Source organism: uncultured Methylobacterium sp., from assembly GCF_964242245.1.
In the GTDB taxonomy this organism is placed as follows: Bacteria; Pseudomonadota; Alphaproteobacteria; order Rhizobiales; family Beijerinckiaceae; genus Methylobacterium.
Genome location: NZ_CAXTBY010000095.1, coordinates 1 through 15,639 on the forward strand (window position 1 = coordinate 1; position 15,639 = coordinate 15,639).

Annotated in this window: 16 protein-coding genes; 7 read left to right on the forward strand and 9 right to left on the reverse strand. The window is 74.4% G+C overall.

Annotation, left to right across the window (positions count from 1 at the left end; all coding sequences use genetic code 11):
• From ACFE8Y_RS16605 to ACFE8Y_RS16640, 8 genes are all read right to left on the reverse strand, one after another.
• Window positions 1-955 (reverse strand): amidohydrolase family protein (locus tag ACFE8Y_RS16605; RefSeq protein WP_375465488.1); only part of this gene is annotated, 955 nt, incomplete at its 3' end.
• Between the two features lie 25 nt (window positions 956-980).
• A complete protein-coding gene (locus tag ACFE8Y_RS16610) occupies window positions 981-2,543 on the reverse strand; it encodes a GMC family oxidoreductase (RefSeq protein ID WP_375465489.1) in 1,563 nt (520 codons plus the stop codon).
• A 1-nt stretch (window position 2,544) separates the two neighbouring features.
• Window positions 2,545-3,153: a thiamine pyrophosphate-dependent enzyme gene (locus tag ACFE8Y_RS16615; RefSeq protein ID WP_375465490.1), complete on the reverse strand. Its 609-nt coding sequence runs from the start codon at window positions 3,151-3,153 to the stop codon at window positions 2,545-2,547.
• Entirely contained in the window at window positions 3,150-3,650 is a 501-nt protein-coding gene (locus tag ACFE8Y_RS16620) for a thiamine pyrophosphate-binding protein (protein WP_375465491.1), read from the reverse strand. Before ACFE8Y_RS16620 ends, ACFE8Y_RS16615 begins: the two co-directional genes overlap by 4 nt.
• Window positions 3,647-4,708 carry a LysR family transcriptional regulator gene (locus ACFE8Y_RS16625; protein WP_375465492.1) on the reverse strand — a complete coding sequence of 354 codons (1,062 nt, stop codon included), beginning with the start codon at window positions 4,706-4,708 and terminating at the stop codon, window positions 3,647-3,649. Before ACFE8Y_RS16625 ends, ACFE8Y_RS16620 begins: the two co-directional genes overlap by 4 nt.
• A gap of 87 nt (window positions 4,709-4,795) precedes the next feature.
• Complete coding sequence (locus ACFE8Y_RS16630; protein ID WP_375465503.1) at window positions 4,796-5,419, reverse strand: glutathione S-transferase family protein; 624 nt, start codon at window positions 5,417-5,419, stop codon at window positions 4,796-4,798.
• Window positions 5,419-6,072 (reverse strand): Rieske 2Fe-2S domain-containing protein, encoded by a 654-nt coding sequence (locus ACFE8Y_RS16635; protein ID WP_375465493.1) that lies wholly within the window; start codon window positions 6,070-6,072, stop codon window positions 5,419-5,421. Before ACFE8Y_RS16635 ends, ACFE8Y_RS16630 begins: the two co-directional genes overlap by 1 nt.
• Window positions 6,065-6,334 carry a hypothetical protein gene (locus tag ACFE8Y_RS16640; RefSeq protein WP_375465494.1) on the reverse strand — a complete coding sequence of 90 codons (270 nt, stop codon included), beginning with the start codon at window positions 6,332-6,334 and terminating at the stop codon, window positions 6,065-6,067. Before ACFE8Y_RS16640 ends, ACFE8Y_RS16635 begins: the two co-directional genes overlap by 8 nt.
• Window positions 6,335-6,644: 310 nt before the next feature.
• Here ACFE8Y_RS16640 and ACFE8Y_RS16645 point away from each other — a divergent pair, with 310 nt between their 5' ends.
• The 4 genes from ACFE8Y_RS16645 to ACFE8Y_RS16660 are packed head-to-tail and all read left to right on the forward strand — an operon-like array spanning window position 6,645 to window position 11,344.
• Window positions 6,645-7,760 carry a BMP family ABC transporter substrate-binding protein gene (locus ACFE8Y_RS16645; RefSeq protein ID WP_375465495.1) on the forward strand — a complete coding sequence of 372 codons (1,116 nt, stop codon included), beginning with the start codon at window positions 6,645-6,647 and terminating at the stop codon, window positions 7,758-7,760.
• Window positions 7,760-9,349: an ABC transporter ATP-binding protein gene (locus ACFE8Y_RS16650; RefSeq protein WP_375465496.1), complete on the forward strand. Its 1,590-nt coding sequence runs from the start codon at window positions 7,760-7,762 to the stop codon at window positions 9,347-9,349. Before ACFE8Y_RS16645 ends, ACFE8Y_RS16650 begins: the two co-directional genes overlap by 1 nt.
• On the forward strand, window positions 9,346-10,398 hold the full coding sequence (locus tag ACFE8Y_RS16655) for an ABC transporter permease (protein ID WP_375465497.1): 1,053 nt from the start codon (window positions 9,346-9,348) through the stop codon (window positions 10,396-10,398). The genes ACFE8Y_RS16650 and ACFE8Y_RS16655 overlap by 4 nt, the downstream gene beginning before the upstream one ends.
• A gap of 10 nt (window positions 10,399-10,408) precedes the next feature.
• Window positions 10,409-11,344: an ABC transporter permease gene (locus ACFE8Y_RS16660; protein ID WP_375465498.1), complete on the forward strand. Its 936-nt coding sequence runs from the start codon at window positions 10,409-10,411 to the stop codon at window positions 11,342-11,344.
• A gap of 195 nt (window positions 11,345-11,539) precedes the next feature.
• On the opposite strand, the gene secB is transcribed toward ACFE8Y_RS16660, so the two are convergent.
• On the reverse strand, window positions 11,540-12,043 hold the full coding sequence (gene secB, locus ACFE8Y_RS16665) for a protein-export chaperone SecB (protein WP_375465499.1): 504 nt from the start codon (window positions 12,041-12,043) through the stop codon (window positions 11,540-11,542).
• Between the two features lie 590 nt (window positions 12,044-12,633).
• Here secB and ACFE8Y_RS16670 point away from each other — a divergent pair.
• From ACFE8Y_RS16670 to ACFE8Y_RS16680, 3 genes are read left to right on the forward strand one after another with little or no spacing between them, the layout of a single operon-like run.
• Window positions 12,634-13,353, forward strand: coding sequence for a Tim44/TimA family putative adaptor protein (locus ACFE8Y_RS16670; protein ID WP_375465500.1), 720 nt, complete (start codon window positions 12,634-12,636; stop codon window positions 13,351-13,353).
• A gap of 48 nt (window positions 13,354-13,401) precedes the next feature.
• Complete coding sequence (locus ACFE8Y_RS16675) at window positions 13,402-14,595, forward strand: murein transglycosylase A (protein WP_375465501.1); 1,194 nt, start codon at window positions 13,402-13,404, stop codon at window positions 14,593-14,595.
• On the forward strand, window positions 14,592-15,245 hold the full coding sequence (locus ACFE8Y_RS16680; protein WP_375465502.1) for a Smr/MutS family protein: 654 nt from the start codon (window positions 14,592-14,594) through the stop codon (window positions 15,243-15,245). The genes ACFE8Y_RS16675 and ACFE8Y_RS16680 overlap by 4 nt, the downstream gene beginning before the upstream one ends.
• The last annotated feature ends 394 nt before the right edge of the window (window positions 15,246-15,639 follow it).

Below are 15,639 nucleotides of genomic sequence, written 5' to 3' on the forward strand. Positions count from 1 at the left end.
AGGCGACCTTCATCTCCTCGAACAGGTCGAGGTTGTTGTTCTCCTTCTCGCCGTCCGTGCCGAGGCCGACCGCGACGCCGGCCCGCAGCATCGCCTCGACCGGGGCGATGCCGCTGGCGAGCTTCATGTTGCTCACCGGGTTGTGGGCGACCGCCACGCCGCGCTCGGCCAGCAGCGCGATCTCGGCCGGGTCGAGCCAGACCGCGTGCGCGATCAGCGCCCGCGGGGTCTCGAAGAAGCCGAGCCTGTCCAGGGCGAACATGGCGCGGCAGCCGTAGCGGCGCTCGAACTCGGCGACCTCGACCTCGGCCTCGCTGCAATGGGTGTGGAAGCCGGTGCCGTGGCGCTTGGCCATCGCGATCGCGCGCCGCTGCCCGGCCTCGTCGGCGTAGAACAGGTGCTCCAGGCCGACCCAGACGCTGATCCGCCCCTCGGCGGCCCCGTGCCAGGATTCGATCAGGGCCTCGTTGTCGTCGAGGCTGTCGAAGTAGTCGTAGTCCGGGTGCGCGCCGACGTAGGGGACGCAGACGAGGCGGTTGCCGATGCCTTCCGCCGCCCGGGCGCTGCCCGCCATGAAGCGCCACATGTCCAGCACCGTGGTGGTGCCCGACAGCACGCTCTCGGCGTAGCAGAGCCAGGACGCGGCCTCCGCCTCCTCGGGCGTGAGCACCCGGTGCATCGGGTTGATGTGGAGCCGCAGCCAGTCCCAGACCGGCAGGTGCTCGGCGGTGCCGCGCAGCAGGCCCGAATGCATGTGCGCGTTGACGAGGCCGGGCATCAGCAGGCGGTCGGGAAGCCGCGTCATCGCCGCGTTCGGGTGCGCGGCGGCGAGGTCCTCCCGCCGGCCCACCGCGCCGATGCGGGCGCCCTGCACCAGCACCGCGCCGTCCGGGATGACGCGATTGTCCGCGTCCATCGTGAGCACGAGGTCGGCGGCGAGGATGCGGTCGGTCATGCGGCACCCCTCATGCTGTTCTCCCTCACGCGGCGGCCGCGATCAGCGCGGCTGCGCGCTCGGCGATCATCACGACGGGGGCCTGCGTGTTGCAGGTCGGGATCGTCGGGATCACCGAGGCGTCGGCGATGCGCAGGCCCGCGATCCCATGCAGGTTCAGGGCCGGATCGACCACGGAGGTCTCCGACACGCCCATCGCGCAGGTTCCGCAGGCGTGGAAGAACGTCGAGCAGGCCCGCCGCACGAAGGCGACCTTCTCCGCCCGGCCGAGGCGCCGGGCGGGCGCGACCGGCGCGGCGCCGAGTTCGCGGAACGGCTGGGTCTCGGCCAGGTCCATGATCGTGTCGATGGCGGCCACGAGGGCGTCGAGGTCGGCGGGCTCGGCCAGGAAGTTCGGCTGGATCGTCACCGGGCCCGCGGGCTCGGCGCTCTCCAGGCGGAGGGAGCCGACGCTCCGCGCCGCCATCAGGCCGGGCGACAGGGCGAACACGGGCCCCGAGAGGTCGCACCCCGCGGCGACCTCGGGGCCCGCGTGCGGCCCCTGCACCACGAAGGCGTGGAGGTCGGGCGCGGGCAGGCCGCCGCGGCTGCGCCAGTTCAGGATCGCGCCGCCGCCGTTGTCGCGCACCGGCCCGAGCGGCGCGCGCGCCCGGAAGTTCATGCCCATCAGCAGCGGGTGGTCCTGGAGGTTCTGCCCGACGCCCGGCAGCGCCGTCCGCACCGGGAGCCCGAGACGGGCAAGCTCGTCCGGATCGCCGATCCCGGAGCGCATCAGCAGGCGCGGCGTCTCGATCGCGCCCAGCGCCAGCACGACCTCGCCCCGCGCCCGCGTCTCGACGATCCGCCCGCCGACCGCGTGGCGCAGGCCGGTGCAGCGCCCGTTCTCGAACAGCAGCGCCAGCGCCATCGAGCCGGTGAGCACCGCGAGGTTCGGGTTCCCGGCCAAGGGGCGGACGTAGCCGTCGACCACGCTCCAGCGCCTGGCTCCGCGCTGGTTGAGGTTGGCCAGCGCCGCGCCCGCGTTGTCCGGCCCGTTGGCGTCGGCGAGCACCGGCATGCCGCGCTCGGCCGCGCCCGCCAGCAGCGCCCGCGCGATCGGGTGGGGGTCGCGCGGGGTCTCGATGCGCAAGGGGCCGCCCGCGCCGCGCAGGGGCGTCTCACCCCCTTCCCAGTCCTCCGCGCGGCGGAAGTACGGGAGCACGGCGGCAAAGTCCCAGCCCGTCGCGCCGGCCCGCGCCCAGGCGTCGTAGTCGGACGGGTGGCCGCGGTTCCACAGCATGGCGTTGATGCTGCTCGACCCGCCGAGCACCCGGCCCCGCGGGATCGGGATCACCCGGCCGCCGATGTGAGGCCCCGGCGCGTAGGCGTGGCCCCAGTCGCACGGGCCGCCGAGCAGGCTCACCCAGGCGCCCGCGTCGGCGATCGCGGGGTGCGCGTCGTCGCGGGGGCCGGCCTCGACGAGGAGCACCCGGGCGCCCCCTTGCGCGAGGCGCCCGGCCACGACGCAGCCGCCCGTCCCGGCGCCGACGACGACGTGGTCGTAGGCGCGCGCGAGGCCGTCGGCGGGGTCGCTCGGTCCGGCGCCCACGTCAGTTGTGCTCGCTCGGGCCCAGGATGGTGATGCCCTCGCTCGCCTCGACGTGGCGCACGAAGATGTACTTGTCCTCGCGCCCGTCGCTGTGCTTGCGCCGGATGCCGGCCCGCACGGTGGGCTCGACCTTGGCGACGAGGAGGTAGGGGGCGTCCGCCGCCAGCCCTCGCGCGCAGTGGGCCTCGAAGCCGTCGAGGTCGCGGACGGTGTGGGCGTGCGCGACCCCGGCGCCGCGGGCGATCGCGGCGAGGTCGACGCGGCCCTTGGCCGTGTGCGTCGGCGGTCCGCCGATCGACTGGTAGCAGTGGTTGTCCCACACGACGACGAGGAGGTTTCCGGGCTGCTCGTTGCCCAGCGTCGCGAGGATGCCGAGGTTGAACAGCAGGCCGCCGTCGGTGTCGAGGGCGACGATCCGGCGGTGGGGCAGGCCGGCTGCGAGCCCGAAGGCCTGCGGCGTCACACAGCCGAGCTGCTGCTGGAACAGGCTCGCCGCCCGCATGTGCGGGGCGGCGTCGTACCATTCGTCGACGCTGCCGCCGAGGGAGAGCACGACGAGTTCGTCCGTGAGCCGGCGGGCGAGGATCGCCATGCAGTCGTAGCGCGTCATCGCACGATGCTCCCGCCCAGCACCACCGCCGCGTGGTAGCACGAGGCGTAGGCCGAGGCGTAGGCGTCCGCGATCGCCCCCTCGATCTCCGCCGCCTCCCGCACGATCCGGTAGGGCACCCGCAGCGCGCCCAGCACCGGCTCCATGGTGATGCCGTGCGGGATCGCCCACCAGTTGTTCTCGCCGAGCTCGCCCCGGTAGCTCATCAGCATGACGACGGGGATGCCGGCGCCGAGCCCCATCCGGGCGAGCGGCTCGACCGCGGCGCGCAGGCCCGAATTCTCCATCACAAGCACGGCGCGCTTGCCCGACAGGAACACGCCGCCGCAGATCGCCGCGCCCTCGCCTTCGTTCGTCACCGGGATGGTGCGCAGGCCCGGGTCGGTATCCAGCGCCGGGTAGAGCTCCTTCAGCAGCGAATCCGGCAGGTAGCAGGCGATCGAGACGCCGGCCCGCCTCAGGCCGCGCAGAACCGCGTCGACGGCGGCGGGAGTCATGGCGTGCCGGGCTCGTCCATGGGGTCAGGATTGCCGGATCGCGGGTGCCCCGGATAGAGGCTGCGTCTCGACGCGCCGCGTGCGCCCAAGGCAACATCGTCGCGGCCGGGGCCGCCCGCCCCCAGCCCCTCGACGGCGCGGGCGAGCATCCCGGCGAGGCCGGCGCCGGCCTCCGAGATGCGGTCGCGGCCGCGGGCGAGGAGGACGAGCCTGCGCGGGCGCAGCTTCGGATCGCTGAGCGGCACGAAGGTCAGCCGTCCGTCCGCGATCTCCCGCTCCACGCCGAGCCGGGTCTGGAGCGCGATGCCGGCGCCGCACAGCGCCAGCGCGACCATCGTCCCGATGGCGTTGGTGGTGACGCGCCGGCCGGCCTGGGCGCAGGCGCCCGCCAGCGCCTCCTCGACGGAGGCGCCGAGCGTCAGGCTGGCGTCGGAGAGGATCAGGACCTCCTGCGCGAGGTCGAACATCCGCAGCGCATCGCGGCCGGCGAGCGGATGGTCCGGCCGCATCAGGGCGCCGACGGGGACCGGGGCGGCGGCGAGGCGCTGCGTCGCGCGGGGGCTGCGCAGGTCGAAGCCGATGGCGATCTCGCACTCGCCCTCCGCCAGGGCCTCGACGGCGGCTTCCGAGCTGACGACCTTGACGTCGACGGCGATGCCGGGGTGGCGCTCCCAGAATGCGCGCATCACCTCGGGGAAGAGCCCGACGGCGACGCTCTCGACGAGGGCGAGGCCGACGGTGCCGCGGTGGAGCCCGCGCAGGTCGTCCACCTCGGTGCAGGCGCGGGTGAGCTCGCCGAGGCTGGCGCGGGCGCGGTAGAGCAGCAGCTCGCCGGCGCTCGTCAGGCGCAGGCGCTGCTTGGTGCGCTCGAACAGCTTGGTGCCGAGATCCTCCTCCAGGCGCGCGATCACGCGGCTGATCGAGGACGGGGCGAGGTTGAGCGCGCGCGCCGCCTGCCGGATCGAGCCGGCGCGGGCCACCAGCTTGAAGTAGTGCAGCCGCGTCGAGACGAGGCCGAGGCGGTATGGGTCCCCACGGACATAAGTGCTTCGATCCACCAGACTTTCCCAGGTCGATTCGCGTCGCGAAACGAAGCACTTATGTCCGTGGGAGCTCCGGGGGTCCACGGCGCGTCCCGCCTCGCGTCACTGATAGTCGGGGATTCCGGGCATGGTGCAAAAGCCCGGCAGCCCGCGCACCCGGCGCATCCAGCGGCGCAGGGCCGGGTAGGCCTCGTGGTCGATGCCGAAGTCGCGGCTCAGGGCGATGGCGGGAAACAGCGCGAGGTCGGCGACCGTGGCCGCCCCGCCCACGAACCAGTCCCGGCCCGCCAGCGCGCGGAGCGTCAGGTGGTCCTCCATCGCGCGGAAGGCCGCGCGCGCCTCCCGGTCCAGCGCGTCGGCATCGCCCGGCGCGCCGAACATCGCGACCCGGCGGGCGCGCGTCGCGGCCTGCAGGTCCCGGGCGGCGAAGGTCAGCCACACCATCGTCTCGGCCAAGCCCGCCGCGTCCGCCGGCAGCCACGTCCCGGCCGGGTCGTGGCGGCGGGCGAGGTAGACCAGGATCGCCTCCGCCTCCCGCAGGACCGTCCCGCCGTCGACGAGGATCGGCAGCGTGCCGAGCGGGTTGAGGTCGATCAGGGGCGGGCGAGTCTGCTCCGCGCCGGGAAACATGTCGACGGCCACGGTCTCGCAGGCCACGCCGAGGGCTCCGAGGGCGAGCCGGACCTTGTAGCCGTTCTCGTCCAGCGCGTAGTCGTAGAGGCGCATCACGGCGCGCTCCGCGGCTCGGCGCGGGCCGCCTCGACCGCGCGCCGCAGTCCGAGGCAGGCGCTCGCGGCCTTGATCCGATCCGATGCCGGGGCCGGCCCGTCGAGCACCACGTGGACCGCGCACTGCACGTCCGACAGCGGCTGCACGGCGATCAGCGCGGGCAGGCCGGCAAGGCGCGCGCGCACGAGGCCGTCCGGCCCGGGCGCGGCGCCGAGCTCGGCGCGGACGTGGGCGGCCGGCGCGTCGAGGTAGAGGCTGCGCACCGGCGTCGCCGCGCCGTCCTCCGCGGCCGCCCCGTCCGTCGCGTCCCCCCAGGCGACCCAGACCAGGCCGTGCCGCTCGCGGCTCCGGAACGTCGTGGCCCGGATCATCGGCCCGACCGGCAGGTCGGGATGGGCCGGGATGTGGCGGCACCGCCCGGCGGCGTCGTACCGCCAGCCGTGGTAGAGGCAGGCGACGTGGTCCCCGCGCACGAAGCCGAAGCTCAGGCGCATGCCGCGGTGGGGGCAGCGGTCCTCCCAGACGTGGGCGGCGCCGGCGCGATCGCGCCAGACCACCAGCTCGTGCCCGAACAGCCGCGTGCCCGCCGAGGTCCCCGCGTCGAGGTCCGCCCCGAGGGCCACCGCGTACCAGCCCGGCGGCTCATTCATCGCGCAAGCTCTCTTCAGTCGGGGCGGGCGCGTCGTCCCGGCGCTCGACGTCGCGCACGAGGCAGTCGATCGGCCCGAGGCTGCACGCCATCTCGAAGGCGTCGACGCAGTCGCCCTGCCCGGCGACCTCGACGACGACCCGCTCGGGCCCGCCCTCCGCCCGGACCGACAGGTCGAGCAGGCGGGCGCGGTGCTCGGCGAAGGCGCGGAAGCTGTCGGGCCGGAAGCGTCCGGTGAAGACGAGGGTCGCGACGTTTCGCATGCGGCCGCCTCCGGGCGGGGCCGGCGCGGACGCGCGCGCCGGCTCGAAAACGCTGCATAGCGCCGCGACGGAAATCCGCGCAAGTCGCTCACAAGTCGCTTGCCGGGTTCGAAAACGCCTCTCCACGTGTTGCGCGCAACGCACCGACCCGATCGCCACATCGCCACTATGCGGGACAGCGGGGCTGCGACAGCATCCGGGCGCGACCGGTTTCGCGGCGCGGATCATCGGCGGGCACGTGTCTTGCCTGCGGACCCCGCGACCGAACCTTGGCGGCGAACCACCAAGCACGAGTGACGAGGCGCGCGACATGGCCGATCCGTTCGAACCGACCCGGCGGCGTCTTCTCGGGGTCGGCGCGGCCGCCGGCGCCGGGCTGCTCCTGCCCCCCGGCCTGCGCACGGCCCGCGCCGCGGAGGCACTGCCGGCGGTGGCGGAGAAGGACGCGGTGATCGCCTTCGGCCACGTCGGCCCTGTCACCGACGAGGGCTGGACCTGGAGCCACGACCAGGGGATGAAGGCCGTCCAGGCCGCCTTCCCCAAGGCCAAGACCCTGTTCGTCGAGTCGATCCCCTACTCGGCGGATGCGAGCCGCACCTACCGGCAGTTCGTGTCGAACGGCGCCAACCTCGTCTTCGCGACCTCGAACTACGGCGACTTCTTCTACGACGTCGCCAAGCGGTCGAAGAAGGTCGGCTTCCTCGAATGCGACGGGCGCACCACGGGGGAGAACCTCGGCTGGTACTACTTCGCGCACTGGTACCCGACCTACGTGCTCGGCGTCGCCGCCGGCCTGATGAGCAGGACGGGCAAGCTCGGCTACGTCGCCTCCTTCCCGGTGCCGTCGTGCTTCTCCTCGACCAACGCCTTCCTGATGGGCGCGCGCACGGTGAAGCCCGAGGCCAGCGTGCAGGTCATCACCATCAATTCCTGGTTCGATCCGCAGGCGGCGACGCAGGCGGGCGTGGCGCTCGCCAACAACGGCTGCGACTTCCTGTTCGGCATCATGGACGAGGCGGGCTACCTGCAGGTGGCGCAGGAGCGCGGCCTCAAGGCCGCGATGTGGAACACCGACATGCGCCGCTTCGGGCAGGACGCCTACGTCACCTCGATCGTGGTCGACGTGAAGAAGTACTACGTGGATCAGGTCGCCAAGCGCATCGCCGGCACCTGGACGCCGGAGACGACGATCATGCCGATGGGCGGCGGCATCGACCGCGACGCCTGGGGCAAGTCCGTGCCGGAAGCCGTGGCCAGGCAGGCCGACGCGGTGCGCGCGAAGATCCTGGCCGGGGAGAGCCCGTTTGCCGGCGAGATCAAGGACAGCAAGGGCAAGGTCCGCGTCCCCGCCGGCAAGACGATGACCGACGCCGAGCTCTACAACTGGGACTGGTCGATCGAGGGCGTGGCCGGCCTCGGCGCCTGATGGCGCCCGCGATCCCGGCCGAGACCACGTCGGGGACCGCCCCGTTCCCGCCGGGCACGCCGCCGATGGTGGCGCTCCAGGGCATCACGAAGGTGTTCCCCGGCGTCCTCGCCAACGATGCCATCGACCTGGAGATCCGGCCGGGCGAGATCCACGCGCTCCTGGGCGAGAACGGGGCCGGCAAGTCGACCCTGATGAACATCCTCACCGGCATCTACCAGCCCGATGCCGGCCAGATCATCCTCGACGGCTACGCCCGCGCGCTGCCGACCCCCCAGGCCGCGATCGCCGCCGGGATCGGCATGGTCCACCAGCACTTCAAGCTGGTGCCCGCGTTCACCGTCGCCGAGAACGTCCACCTCGGCTGGGAACGGACCCCGCGCCGCGCCTCGGCCGCGGCGCTCGAAGCGCGCACCCGCGCGCTCGCCGCCCGGTTCAACCTCGCCGTGCGGCCGGACGCCCGCGTGGGCGACCTCTCGGCGGGCGAGCAGCAGCGGGTCGAGATCCTGCGCGTGCTGGCGCGCGCCGCCCGCATCCTGATCCTCGACGAGCCGACCGCGGTGCTGACCCCGATCGAGGCGCGCGAGCTGTTCACGGTGCTGCGCGCCTTCCGCGCCTCGGGCAACGCCGTGGTCTTCATCAGCCACAAGCTCGAGGAGGTGATCGCGATCGCCGACCGGATCAGCGTGCTGCGCGGCGGCCGCAGGGTCGCGACCCGCGACGCGGCAGGCGCCGACGAGCGCGGCCTCGCGACGCTGATGGTCGGGCACGACATCACCCTGCGCCGGAAGCGCCCACGCGCGGCCGGAACGCCGGTCTCCCCGGAACCGGTGATGGAGCTGCGCGGCGTCAGCGCCCGCGACGACCGCGGGCTGGTCGCCCTGCACGCGGTCTCGCTCGCCCTGCACGGCGGCGAGATCCTTGGGATCGCGGGGGTCGCCGGAAACGGCCAGCGCGAGCTGAGCCAGGTCGTGGCCGGCATGCGCCCCCCGGTCGCGGGCGAGATCCGCATCGACGGCCGGCCGGCCGGGGGCGACGCCGCGCGCTTTGCCGCCGCCGGCATCGGCCACATCCCCGAGGACCGCCTGCGCAGCGGCCTCGCCCCGGCGCTCAGCGTGGCCGACAACGCGGTGCTGCGCGAGTACCGCACGGAGGCGGTCGGCCGCTGGGGCTTGTTCCGGCCGGGCGCCGCGGCGGGGCTGGCGCGGACGATCGCCGAGGCGGCGGAGGTCATGGTGCCGGACTACGCCATGCCGGTGCGCAACCTGTCGGGCGGCAACCAGCAGCGCCTCGTTGCCCGCCGCGAGATCCGCGTCGCCGGCCGCGTGCTGGTGGCCGCCTACCCGAGCCGCGGCCTCGACGTCGGCGCGATCGATGCGCTGCTCGCCTACCTCGCGGCCCTGCGCGACCAGGGCCGGGCGGTGCTGCTGTTCTCGGAGGAGCTCGACGAGATCCTGGAACTCGCCGACCGCGTCGCCGTGCTGTTCTCCGGCCGGATCATGGGCGTCATGCCCACCGCCGAGGCCGACGTCGAGCGGCTCGGGCTGATGATGGGCGGGCGCCGCGAGGGCGGGGCTGCTGCCCAATGAGCGTCAGGCTCCTCCGGACGCCGACCGTCGGCGCGGGCGCGGCGCTCGCCGGGCGGCTCGGCGCGATCGTGCTGGCGCTCGCCTGCGTCGGCGGCGCGCTGGCGCTGGCGGGCCGTGCCCCGGTGGCGCTCGGGCGCGAGGTGCTCGCCTCCGCCTTCGGCTCGGTCGAGGGCCTGGAGGATCTCGGCCTGCTCGTCACGCCGCTGATCCTCACCGGCATCGCCGTCGCGCTCACCCGGCGCATCGGTCTGTGGAATATCGGCGGCGAGGGGCAGTTCAACGCCGGGGCGCTGGCCGCCACCGCCGTCGGCCTCAACGTCGAGGGAGCGGACGCCTGGGTGCTCCCGCTGATGGCGCTCGCGGGCCTTGCCGGGGGCGCGGCCTGGATCCTCGTGCCGACGCTCGCCCGCGCCTTGGCCGGCGTGAGCGAGCTGATCACGACGCTGCTGCTCAACTTCGTCGCGACCCTGCTCGTCACGTGGCTCTGCACCGGCGCGTGGCGCGACCCGTCCGGCCACGCGCTCGGCACGACCGCGCGCATCCCCTACGAGCTGCCGCCGCTGGGCGACGTCCTGCACTGGGGCCTCCCGATCGCGGTCGGGATCGCGGGGCTCGCCGCGGCGCTGCTCGGCTACACCCGCTTCGGCTACGAGGTCCGCGTCGCCGGCTCGAACCCGGGCGCCGCCCTCTACGCCGGCATCCCCGTGCGGGCCCGCATCGTCGCGGTGATGCTGCTCTCGGGCGCCGTGGCGGGGCTCGCCGGCATGATCGAGCTCGCCGGCACCGCGCACCGGCTCCAGGGCGGCATCTCGAACAATTACGGCTACCTCGGCATCACGGTCGCGGTGCTCGCCCTCGGCTCCTGCCTCGCGGTCGTGGCCGCCGCCCTGCTGATGGCGGCGCTGCTCAACGCCGGGATCATCCTGCAGACGCAAGGGGTGAACACCAGCACCGTGCTTGCCATCACCGGCCTGATCCTGCTGTTCACCGCCATCGGCGACGAGATCGCCCACTACAGGCTCGTGCGCCGGCCGGCGCGGGCCGCCTGATGGAGCCTCCGTGGAGCTGATCACCGGCATCCTGGCGACCGCCGTGCTGGCGGGCGGCGTCCTCGCGCTCGCGGCCCTGGGCGAGGTGCTGGCCGAGCGGGTCGGCGTGGTCAACCTCGGCGTCGAGGGACTGATGGCGCTGGGCGGGCTCACCGGCATCGCGACGGTGGCGGCGGTGCCGAGCCCGGCGCTCGGCTTCCTCGCCGCCCTGGGCGTCGGCTTCGCCTTCGGCTGCGTCTTCGCCGCCGCGACCGTGTGGCTGCGCGCGAACCAGGTCCTGTGCGGGCTCGCGCTGACGCTGCTCGGCACGGGGCTCGCCGCCACGCTCGGGCGCCCCTACGCCGGCGCGCCCGCCGCCGCGGCCTTCGAGCGGGTCGTCGTGCCCGTCCTGAGCGACATCCCCGTGCTCGGCCGCGCGCTGTTCTCGCAGAACCTCCTCGTCTACCTGATCTACCTCGTGCTGCCCCTGGCGCTGCACGGGCTCCTGTTCAAGACGCGGCACGGCCTGAACCTGCGCGCGGTCGGCGAGAACCCGGCCGCGGCCGACGCGGCCGGCATCCCCGTCACGGCGATCCGGTTCTGGTACGTGGCGCTCGGCGCGAGTCTGGCGGGCGGGGCCGGCGCCTACCTGACGCTGGCGTTCGTGCCGTCCTGGTCGGAGGGTGTCGTGTCCGGCCGCGGCTGGATCGCGGTCGCGCTCGTGATCTTCTCGGGCTTCCGGCCCCTCACCGCCGCCGCCGCCGCCCTGCTGTTCGGCGCCATCACCGCGCTCGGCTTCGTCGGGCAGGCGCGGGGCTGGCCGGTCGCGCCCGCGATCCTGTCGATGCTGCCGTACCTCGGCACGATCGCCTTCATCATCCTGCCGGTGGTGGCGTGGCGCCGCCTGCGGACTTGGCTCGCCGCGCCCGCGGCCCTCGGCCTGCCCTATCACCGCGATGTCCGCTGAGAGGGGGATCGCGCGCCGACGCGGCGCGCCGCCACGATGGAGCGGGTCCGGCGGTGAGCGCCCCGAGGTCGCGCTCGCTCCGGCCGAGCACGATGCGGCCGATGCCCGCCCGTCAATCGCCGGGCAACGAAGAACCCGAGCGCAAGGCGCGATCAGGCCATCGTCGAGGCCCGCGCCCGCAGGGACCTTGGAGGATCAGGAGGCCAGCGGCGCGCCGGGCTGCTGCCCTTGCGCCTCGAACGCCTTCTGGCGGTAGAGGCCGACGAAATCGATCGGATCGATGTAGAGCGGCGGGAAGCCGCCGTTGCGCACGGCCTCCGCCACGATCTGGCGGGCGAAGGGGAAGAGCAGGCGCGGGCACTCGATCATCACCGCCGGGTGGACCTGATCCTGCGGGATGTTGCGCAGGCGGAACACGCCGGCGTATTTCAGGTCGAAGGCGAACAGCACCTCGCCGTTGATCTTGGCGTCGCCCTCCAGGGTCAGCTCGACCTCGAAGTCGGCCTCGGCGAGCTGCTGGGCGTTGACGTTGACCTGGATGCTGATCTGCGGGCCCTGGCCCTCCTGGGGCTGGAGCGAGCGCGGCGCGTTCGGGTTCTCGAACGAGAGGTCCTTGGCGTACTGGGCGAGCGCGTTGATCGCGGGCGCATCCTCGGCCTGCGCGCCGCCGCTGCCGTTCGGTGCCGGAGAGTCGGCCATGGCGGGTCATCCTCCTTGAGATCGATCTCCGGCGCGGCCGGAGGGGGGCCTGAACGCCCGCGCCTGTCGGCCGCGGGCCTCGCTCGCTGGCGGGTCTTCCGCTTCGCCTTCGGGCTCGGCGAGGCCGCTAACACGCCCGTCCGGTGCCGACAAGCGACGCCTGGAGCCGTGTCCGGTTCTCCGGATCGCGGCGGAGGCCCGCGTCCGCCGGACGCGGATCGCGGCGTCTCGCCAGGTCGGTGCGGGCCTTGCGGGCGCGACGACGCGGCGCGGCCCGTCCCGCGGCACGAGGCCGATCGCCGGGGCGCCTCGCCTGGAACACTCCGGCGACGTGCCCCATATCCGCGTGTCGCGGGGTACGTCCGGCTCGATCCTTGCCCCGGCTCGATCCCGGCCCGGCCTTCGGCTAAAGACGGCCCGGTGCCAAGTGCGCCGACGAGGGCCGGCCCTCGTCGCGTCGATCGGGCCGGCACGCCGGTTGACGGGACGACGGTCCCGCGTCTTAGGACGTGGTGGCTTGAGCCTCGGCGACCCCTCGGGACTTCGGAGCCGCGCCGTCGGGCGGCAGGGCGGCGACCATCGGATCGGTGATGCAGGACAGCTTCGACCTTACGACGATCATCTTCCTGGCGCTCGCGGTCTTCGTGATCTGGCGCCTGCGCTCCGTGCTCGGGCAGAAGACCGGCGCGGAGCGCTCGCCCTTCAAGCCGGTGGACCGCAGCCGCACCGGGCCGCAGCCCGGCCGCACCGAGGGCGACAACGTCGTGCGCCTGCCGGGCGCCGACCGGCCGCCGCCCGAGCGCGCGCCGCCGGCCGCGGAGGCCCGCGACTGGCGCGGCATCGCCGAGCCCGGCTCCGAGGTCGCCCGCGGCCTCGAAGCGGTCGTGCAGGCCGAGCCCGGCTTCGAGCCGCGCGCCTTCGTCGAGGGCGCCAAGTCCGCCTACGAGGCGATCATGCTCGCCTTCGCCAAGGGCGACCGCAAGACGCTGAAGTCGCTCCTGTCCCGCGAGGTCGGCGAGGCCTTCGAGCGGGCGATCGTCGAACGGGAGAAGAACCGCCAGACCGTCGAGACCACCTTCGTCTCCATCGACAAGGCCGAGATCGTCGCCGTCGACGTGAAGAACCGCGTCGCCCAGGTCACCGTCCGCTTCCTCTCGAACCTCATCACCGCGACCCGCAGCGCCGAGGGCACGGTCGTCGACGGCAGCGCCGAGGCCGTGGTCGAGGTCCCCGACGTGTGGACCTTCGCCCGCACGCTCGGCACCCGCGACCCGAACTGGCAGCTCGTCGCCACCGAAGCCGGCGCCTGATCCGCCCGGCCGTGCCGCGCACGCGCCGAGCCCGTGTGCCCTGAGCCCATGACGCGCCGACGCCTCGCCCTCACGACCGCAGCGCTCGCCGTGCTCGCCCTCGGCCCGGCTCCTGCCTCGCGGGCCGAGCCCCTGCGCGTCGGCGGTGCCGTGCTCGAACCGGTCGACCTCGCAGGCCTTCCCGGCTGGAGGGCGGACGATGCGGGGGCCGCGCTCGACGCCTTCCGCCGCACCTGCGTCGCGCCGCGGCCGCCTCCGCCCCAGGCCGAAGGGGTCAACGGGTCCGCGACCGACCTCTCCGCGGCCTGCGCGGCGGCCGCGTCCCTCGCCCCCGAGCAGGCAAAGGCCTTCTTCGCGCAGCGATTTTCGGCCTACCGCATCGTGCGCGCCGCTGCCGCCGGGGAGCCCGAGCGCAGGGGCTTCCTCACCGGCTACTTCGAGCCGGAGCTCGACGGTGCGCTCAGCCCCGGACCCGGCTTCACCGCGCCGGTGCTGGCGCGGCCCGACGACCTCGTCAGCCTCGCCCCGGGCGAGGCGCGGCCCGGCCTCGACCCGACGTTGCGCGCCGGGCGACGGGTTGCGGCGGGGCTGGAGCCCTATCCCGACCGCGCCGCGATCGAGGACGGGGCGCTCGGCGCCCGCACCCGCCCGCTCCTGTGGCTGCGCGATTCCGTCGACCTGTTCGTGCTCCAGGTCCAGGGGTCCGGCCGGGTGCGGCTCGCCGACGGGCGCGCCGTGCGCGTGCTCTACGACGGCAAGAACGGGCAGCCCTACACCTCGATCGGCAAGCTGCTGGTGGCCGAGGGGCACCTGCCGCTCAACGACCTCAGCCTCGCGCGCTGGACCGCGTGGCTGCGGGCGCACCCCGACCATGGCCGCCGCCTGATGCGGATGAACGCGTCCTACGTCTTCTTCCGCACCGAGCCCGTGACGGACGCCGCGCTCGGGCCTCCGGGCGCGGCCGGCGCCCCCCTGAGCCCGGGGCGGAGTCTGGCGGTCGACGGCGCGCTCTGGCGCTACGGCCTGCCGTTCTGGCTGGAGGGGCGCCTGCCCGGCTTGAACGGCTACGGCCACCTCGTGGTCGCCGCCGACACCGGCTCGGCCATCCTCGGCCCGGCGCGCGGCGATCTCTACGTCGGCACCGGCGCGGCGGCCGGCGTCGCGGCGGGCGACCTGCACGCGCGGATCGGCTTCGTCGTGCTGCTGCCGAAGCCGGCGGCTCCGGAGCCGGCCGCGCCGTGAGACGGCCGCGGCGCCCCCGCACGCTCTCCCGCGAGGAGGCGCGCCTGTGGGGCGAGATCGCCAAGCTGATCACCCCCTTGCGCGGACGCGCGGTGCCCAAGGCGACGGCCCCCGCGGCCCCGCAGCCGCCGGCCGCGATCCCCCACGCCGAACCCGCCGCCGAGCCGATCCCGACGCCCGCGGTCTCGGCGGTGCCGAAGCCGGCCGCGCCTCCCGCCGCACCCGCCAAGCCGAAGCGTGAGCGTGCGGTCAAGCTCGCCGCGCTGGCGCCGGCCCTGCCCCGCCCCGCGCTCACGGTTACCTCCGCCGTTCCAGGCGCGCCGGGGCTGGAGCGGCGCGAGCGGCAGCGGCTCAGCCGCGGGCGGCTCGCGATCGAGGCGCGGATCGACCTGCATGGGCTCTACCAGGCCGAGGCGCACGCGGCGCTCGTCGGCTTCCTGATGCGGGCGCGGGCCGCCGGCCACGCCCGGGTGCTCGTGGTCACCGGCAAGGGGGGCGAGGACGCCTACGCCGAGCGCGGCGTGCTCCGCCGCAGCGTGCCGCACTGGCTGCGCGGGGCGGACCTGCGCGGCCTCGTCCTCGGCTTCGAGGAGGCCGCGCGCCACCACGGCGGTGCCGGCGCGCTCTACGTGCGCTTGCGGCGGCGGTGAGGGTTTCGCAGGTCCGCTCGATCTCCACCGCGCAGCGGCGCAGGAAGTCCACCGCCTCCCGGACCTCGGCGATGGCGTTGGGCAGGGACTTGCCGGCCTCGCGCAAATCAGCCCGAGCAGCACCAGCATCCGTCGACAGGCCCGCCTCGCTCGCCGTGGCGGTGAGTTTGCCGGTCACCAGCAGGCCTCAGGTCGCCGCGTTCACGAACGGCAAGGTGCTCTGGCCGAGATGGGCGCGCTAGAGCCGCGCCCGATCGCGTTGCAATCGGTCGTGGCTCCCAGGCGTTGTTTTATCGCGCTCTCTTTCGCCGAACCGGCGTCCACTTCGGCGGAGAGCGCTCTTAGAGCCTGTTTGAGGTCTTTGTTTCAGGCTAGATTGTTGAGGGCGTTTGCG

Bases quoted from the DNA above. Each gene is read 5' to 3' on its own strand.
- ACFE8Y_RS16675 (WP_375465501.1), top strand. From the start codon at position 13,402: ATGACGCGCCGACGCCTCGCCCTCACGACCGCAGCGCTCGCCGTGCTC.
- ACFE8Y_RS16645 (WP_375465495.1), top strand. From the start codon at position 6,645: ATGGCCGATCCGTTCGAACCGACCCGGCGGCGTCTTCTCGGGGTCGGC.
- ACFE8Y_RS16670 (WP_375465500.1), top strand. From the start codon at position 12,634: ATGCAGGACAGCTTCGACCTTACGACGATCATCTTCCTGGCGCTCGCG.
- ACFE8Y_RS16655 (WP_375465497.1), top strand. From the start codon at position 9,346: ATGAGCGTCAGGCTCCTCCGGACGCCGACCGTCGGCGCGGGCGCGGCG.
- secB (WP_375465499.1), bottom strand. From the start codon at position 12,043: ATGGCCGACTCTCCGGCACCGAACGGCAGCGGCGGCGCGCAGGCCGAG.
- ACFE8Y_RS16620 (WP_375465491.1), bottom strand. From the start codon at position 3,650: ATGACTCCCGCCGCCGTCGACGCGGTTCTGCGCGGCCTGAGGCGGGCC.
- ACFE8Y_RS16635 (WP_375465493.1), bottom strand. From the start codon at position 6,072: ATGAATGAGCCGCCGGGCTGGTACGCGGTGGCCCTCGGGGCGGACCTC.
- ACFE8Y_RS16650 (WP_375465496.1), top strand. From the start codon at position 7,760: ATGGCGCCCGCGATCCCGGCCGAGACCACGTCGGGGACCGCCCCGTTC.
- ACFE8Y_RS16615 (WP_375465490.1), bottom strand. From the start codon at position 3,153: ATGACGCGCTACGACTGCATGGCGATCCTCGCCCGCCGGCTCACGGAC.
- ACFE8Y_RS16640 (WP_375465494.1), bottom strand. From the start codon at position 6,334: ATGCGAAACGTCGCGACCCTCGTCTTCACCGGACGCTTCCGGCCCGAC.
- ACFE8Y_RS16630 (WP_375465503.1), bottom strand. From the start codon at position 5,419: ATGCGCCTCTACGACTACGCGCTGGACGAGAACGGCTACAAGGTCCGG.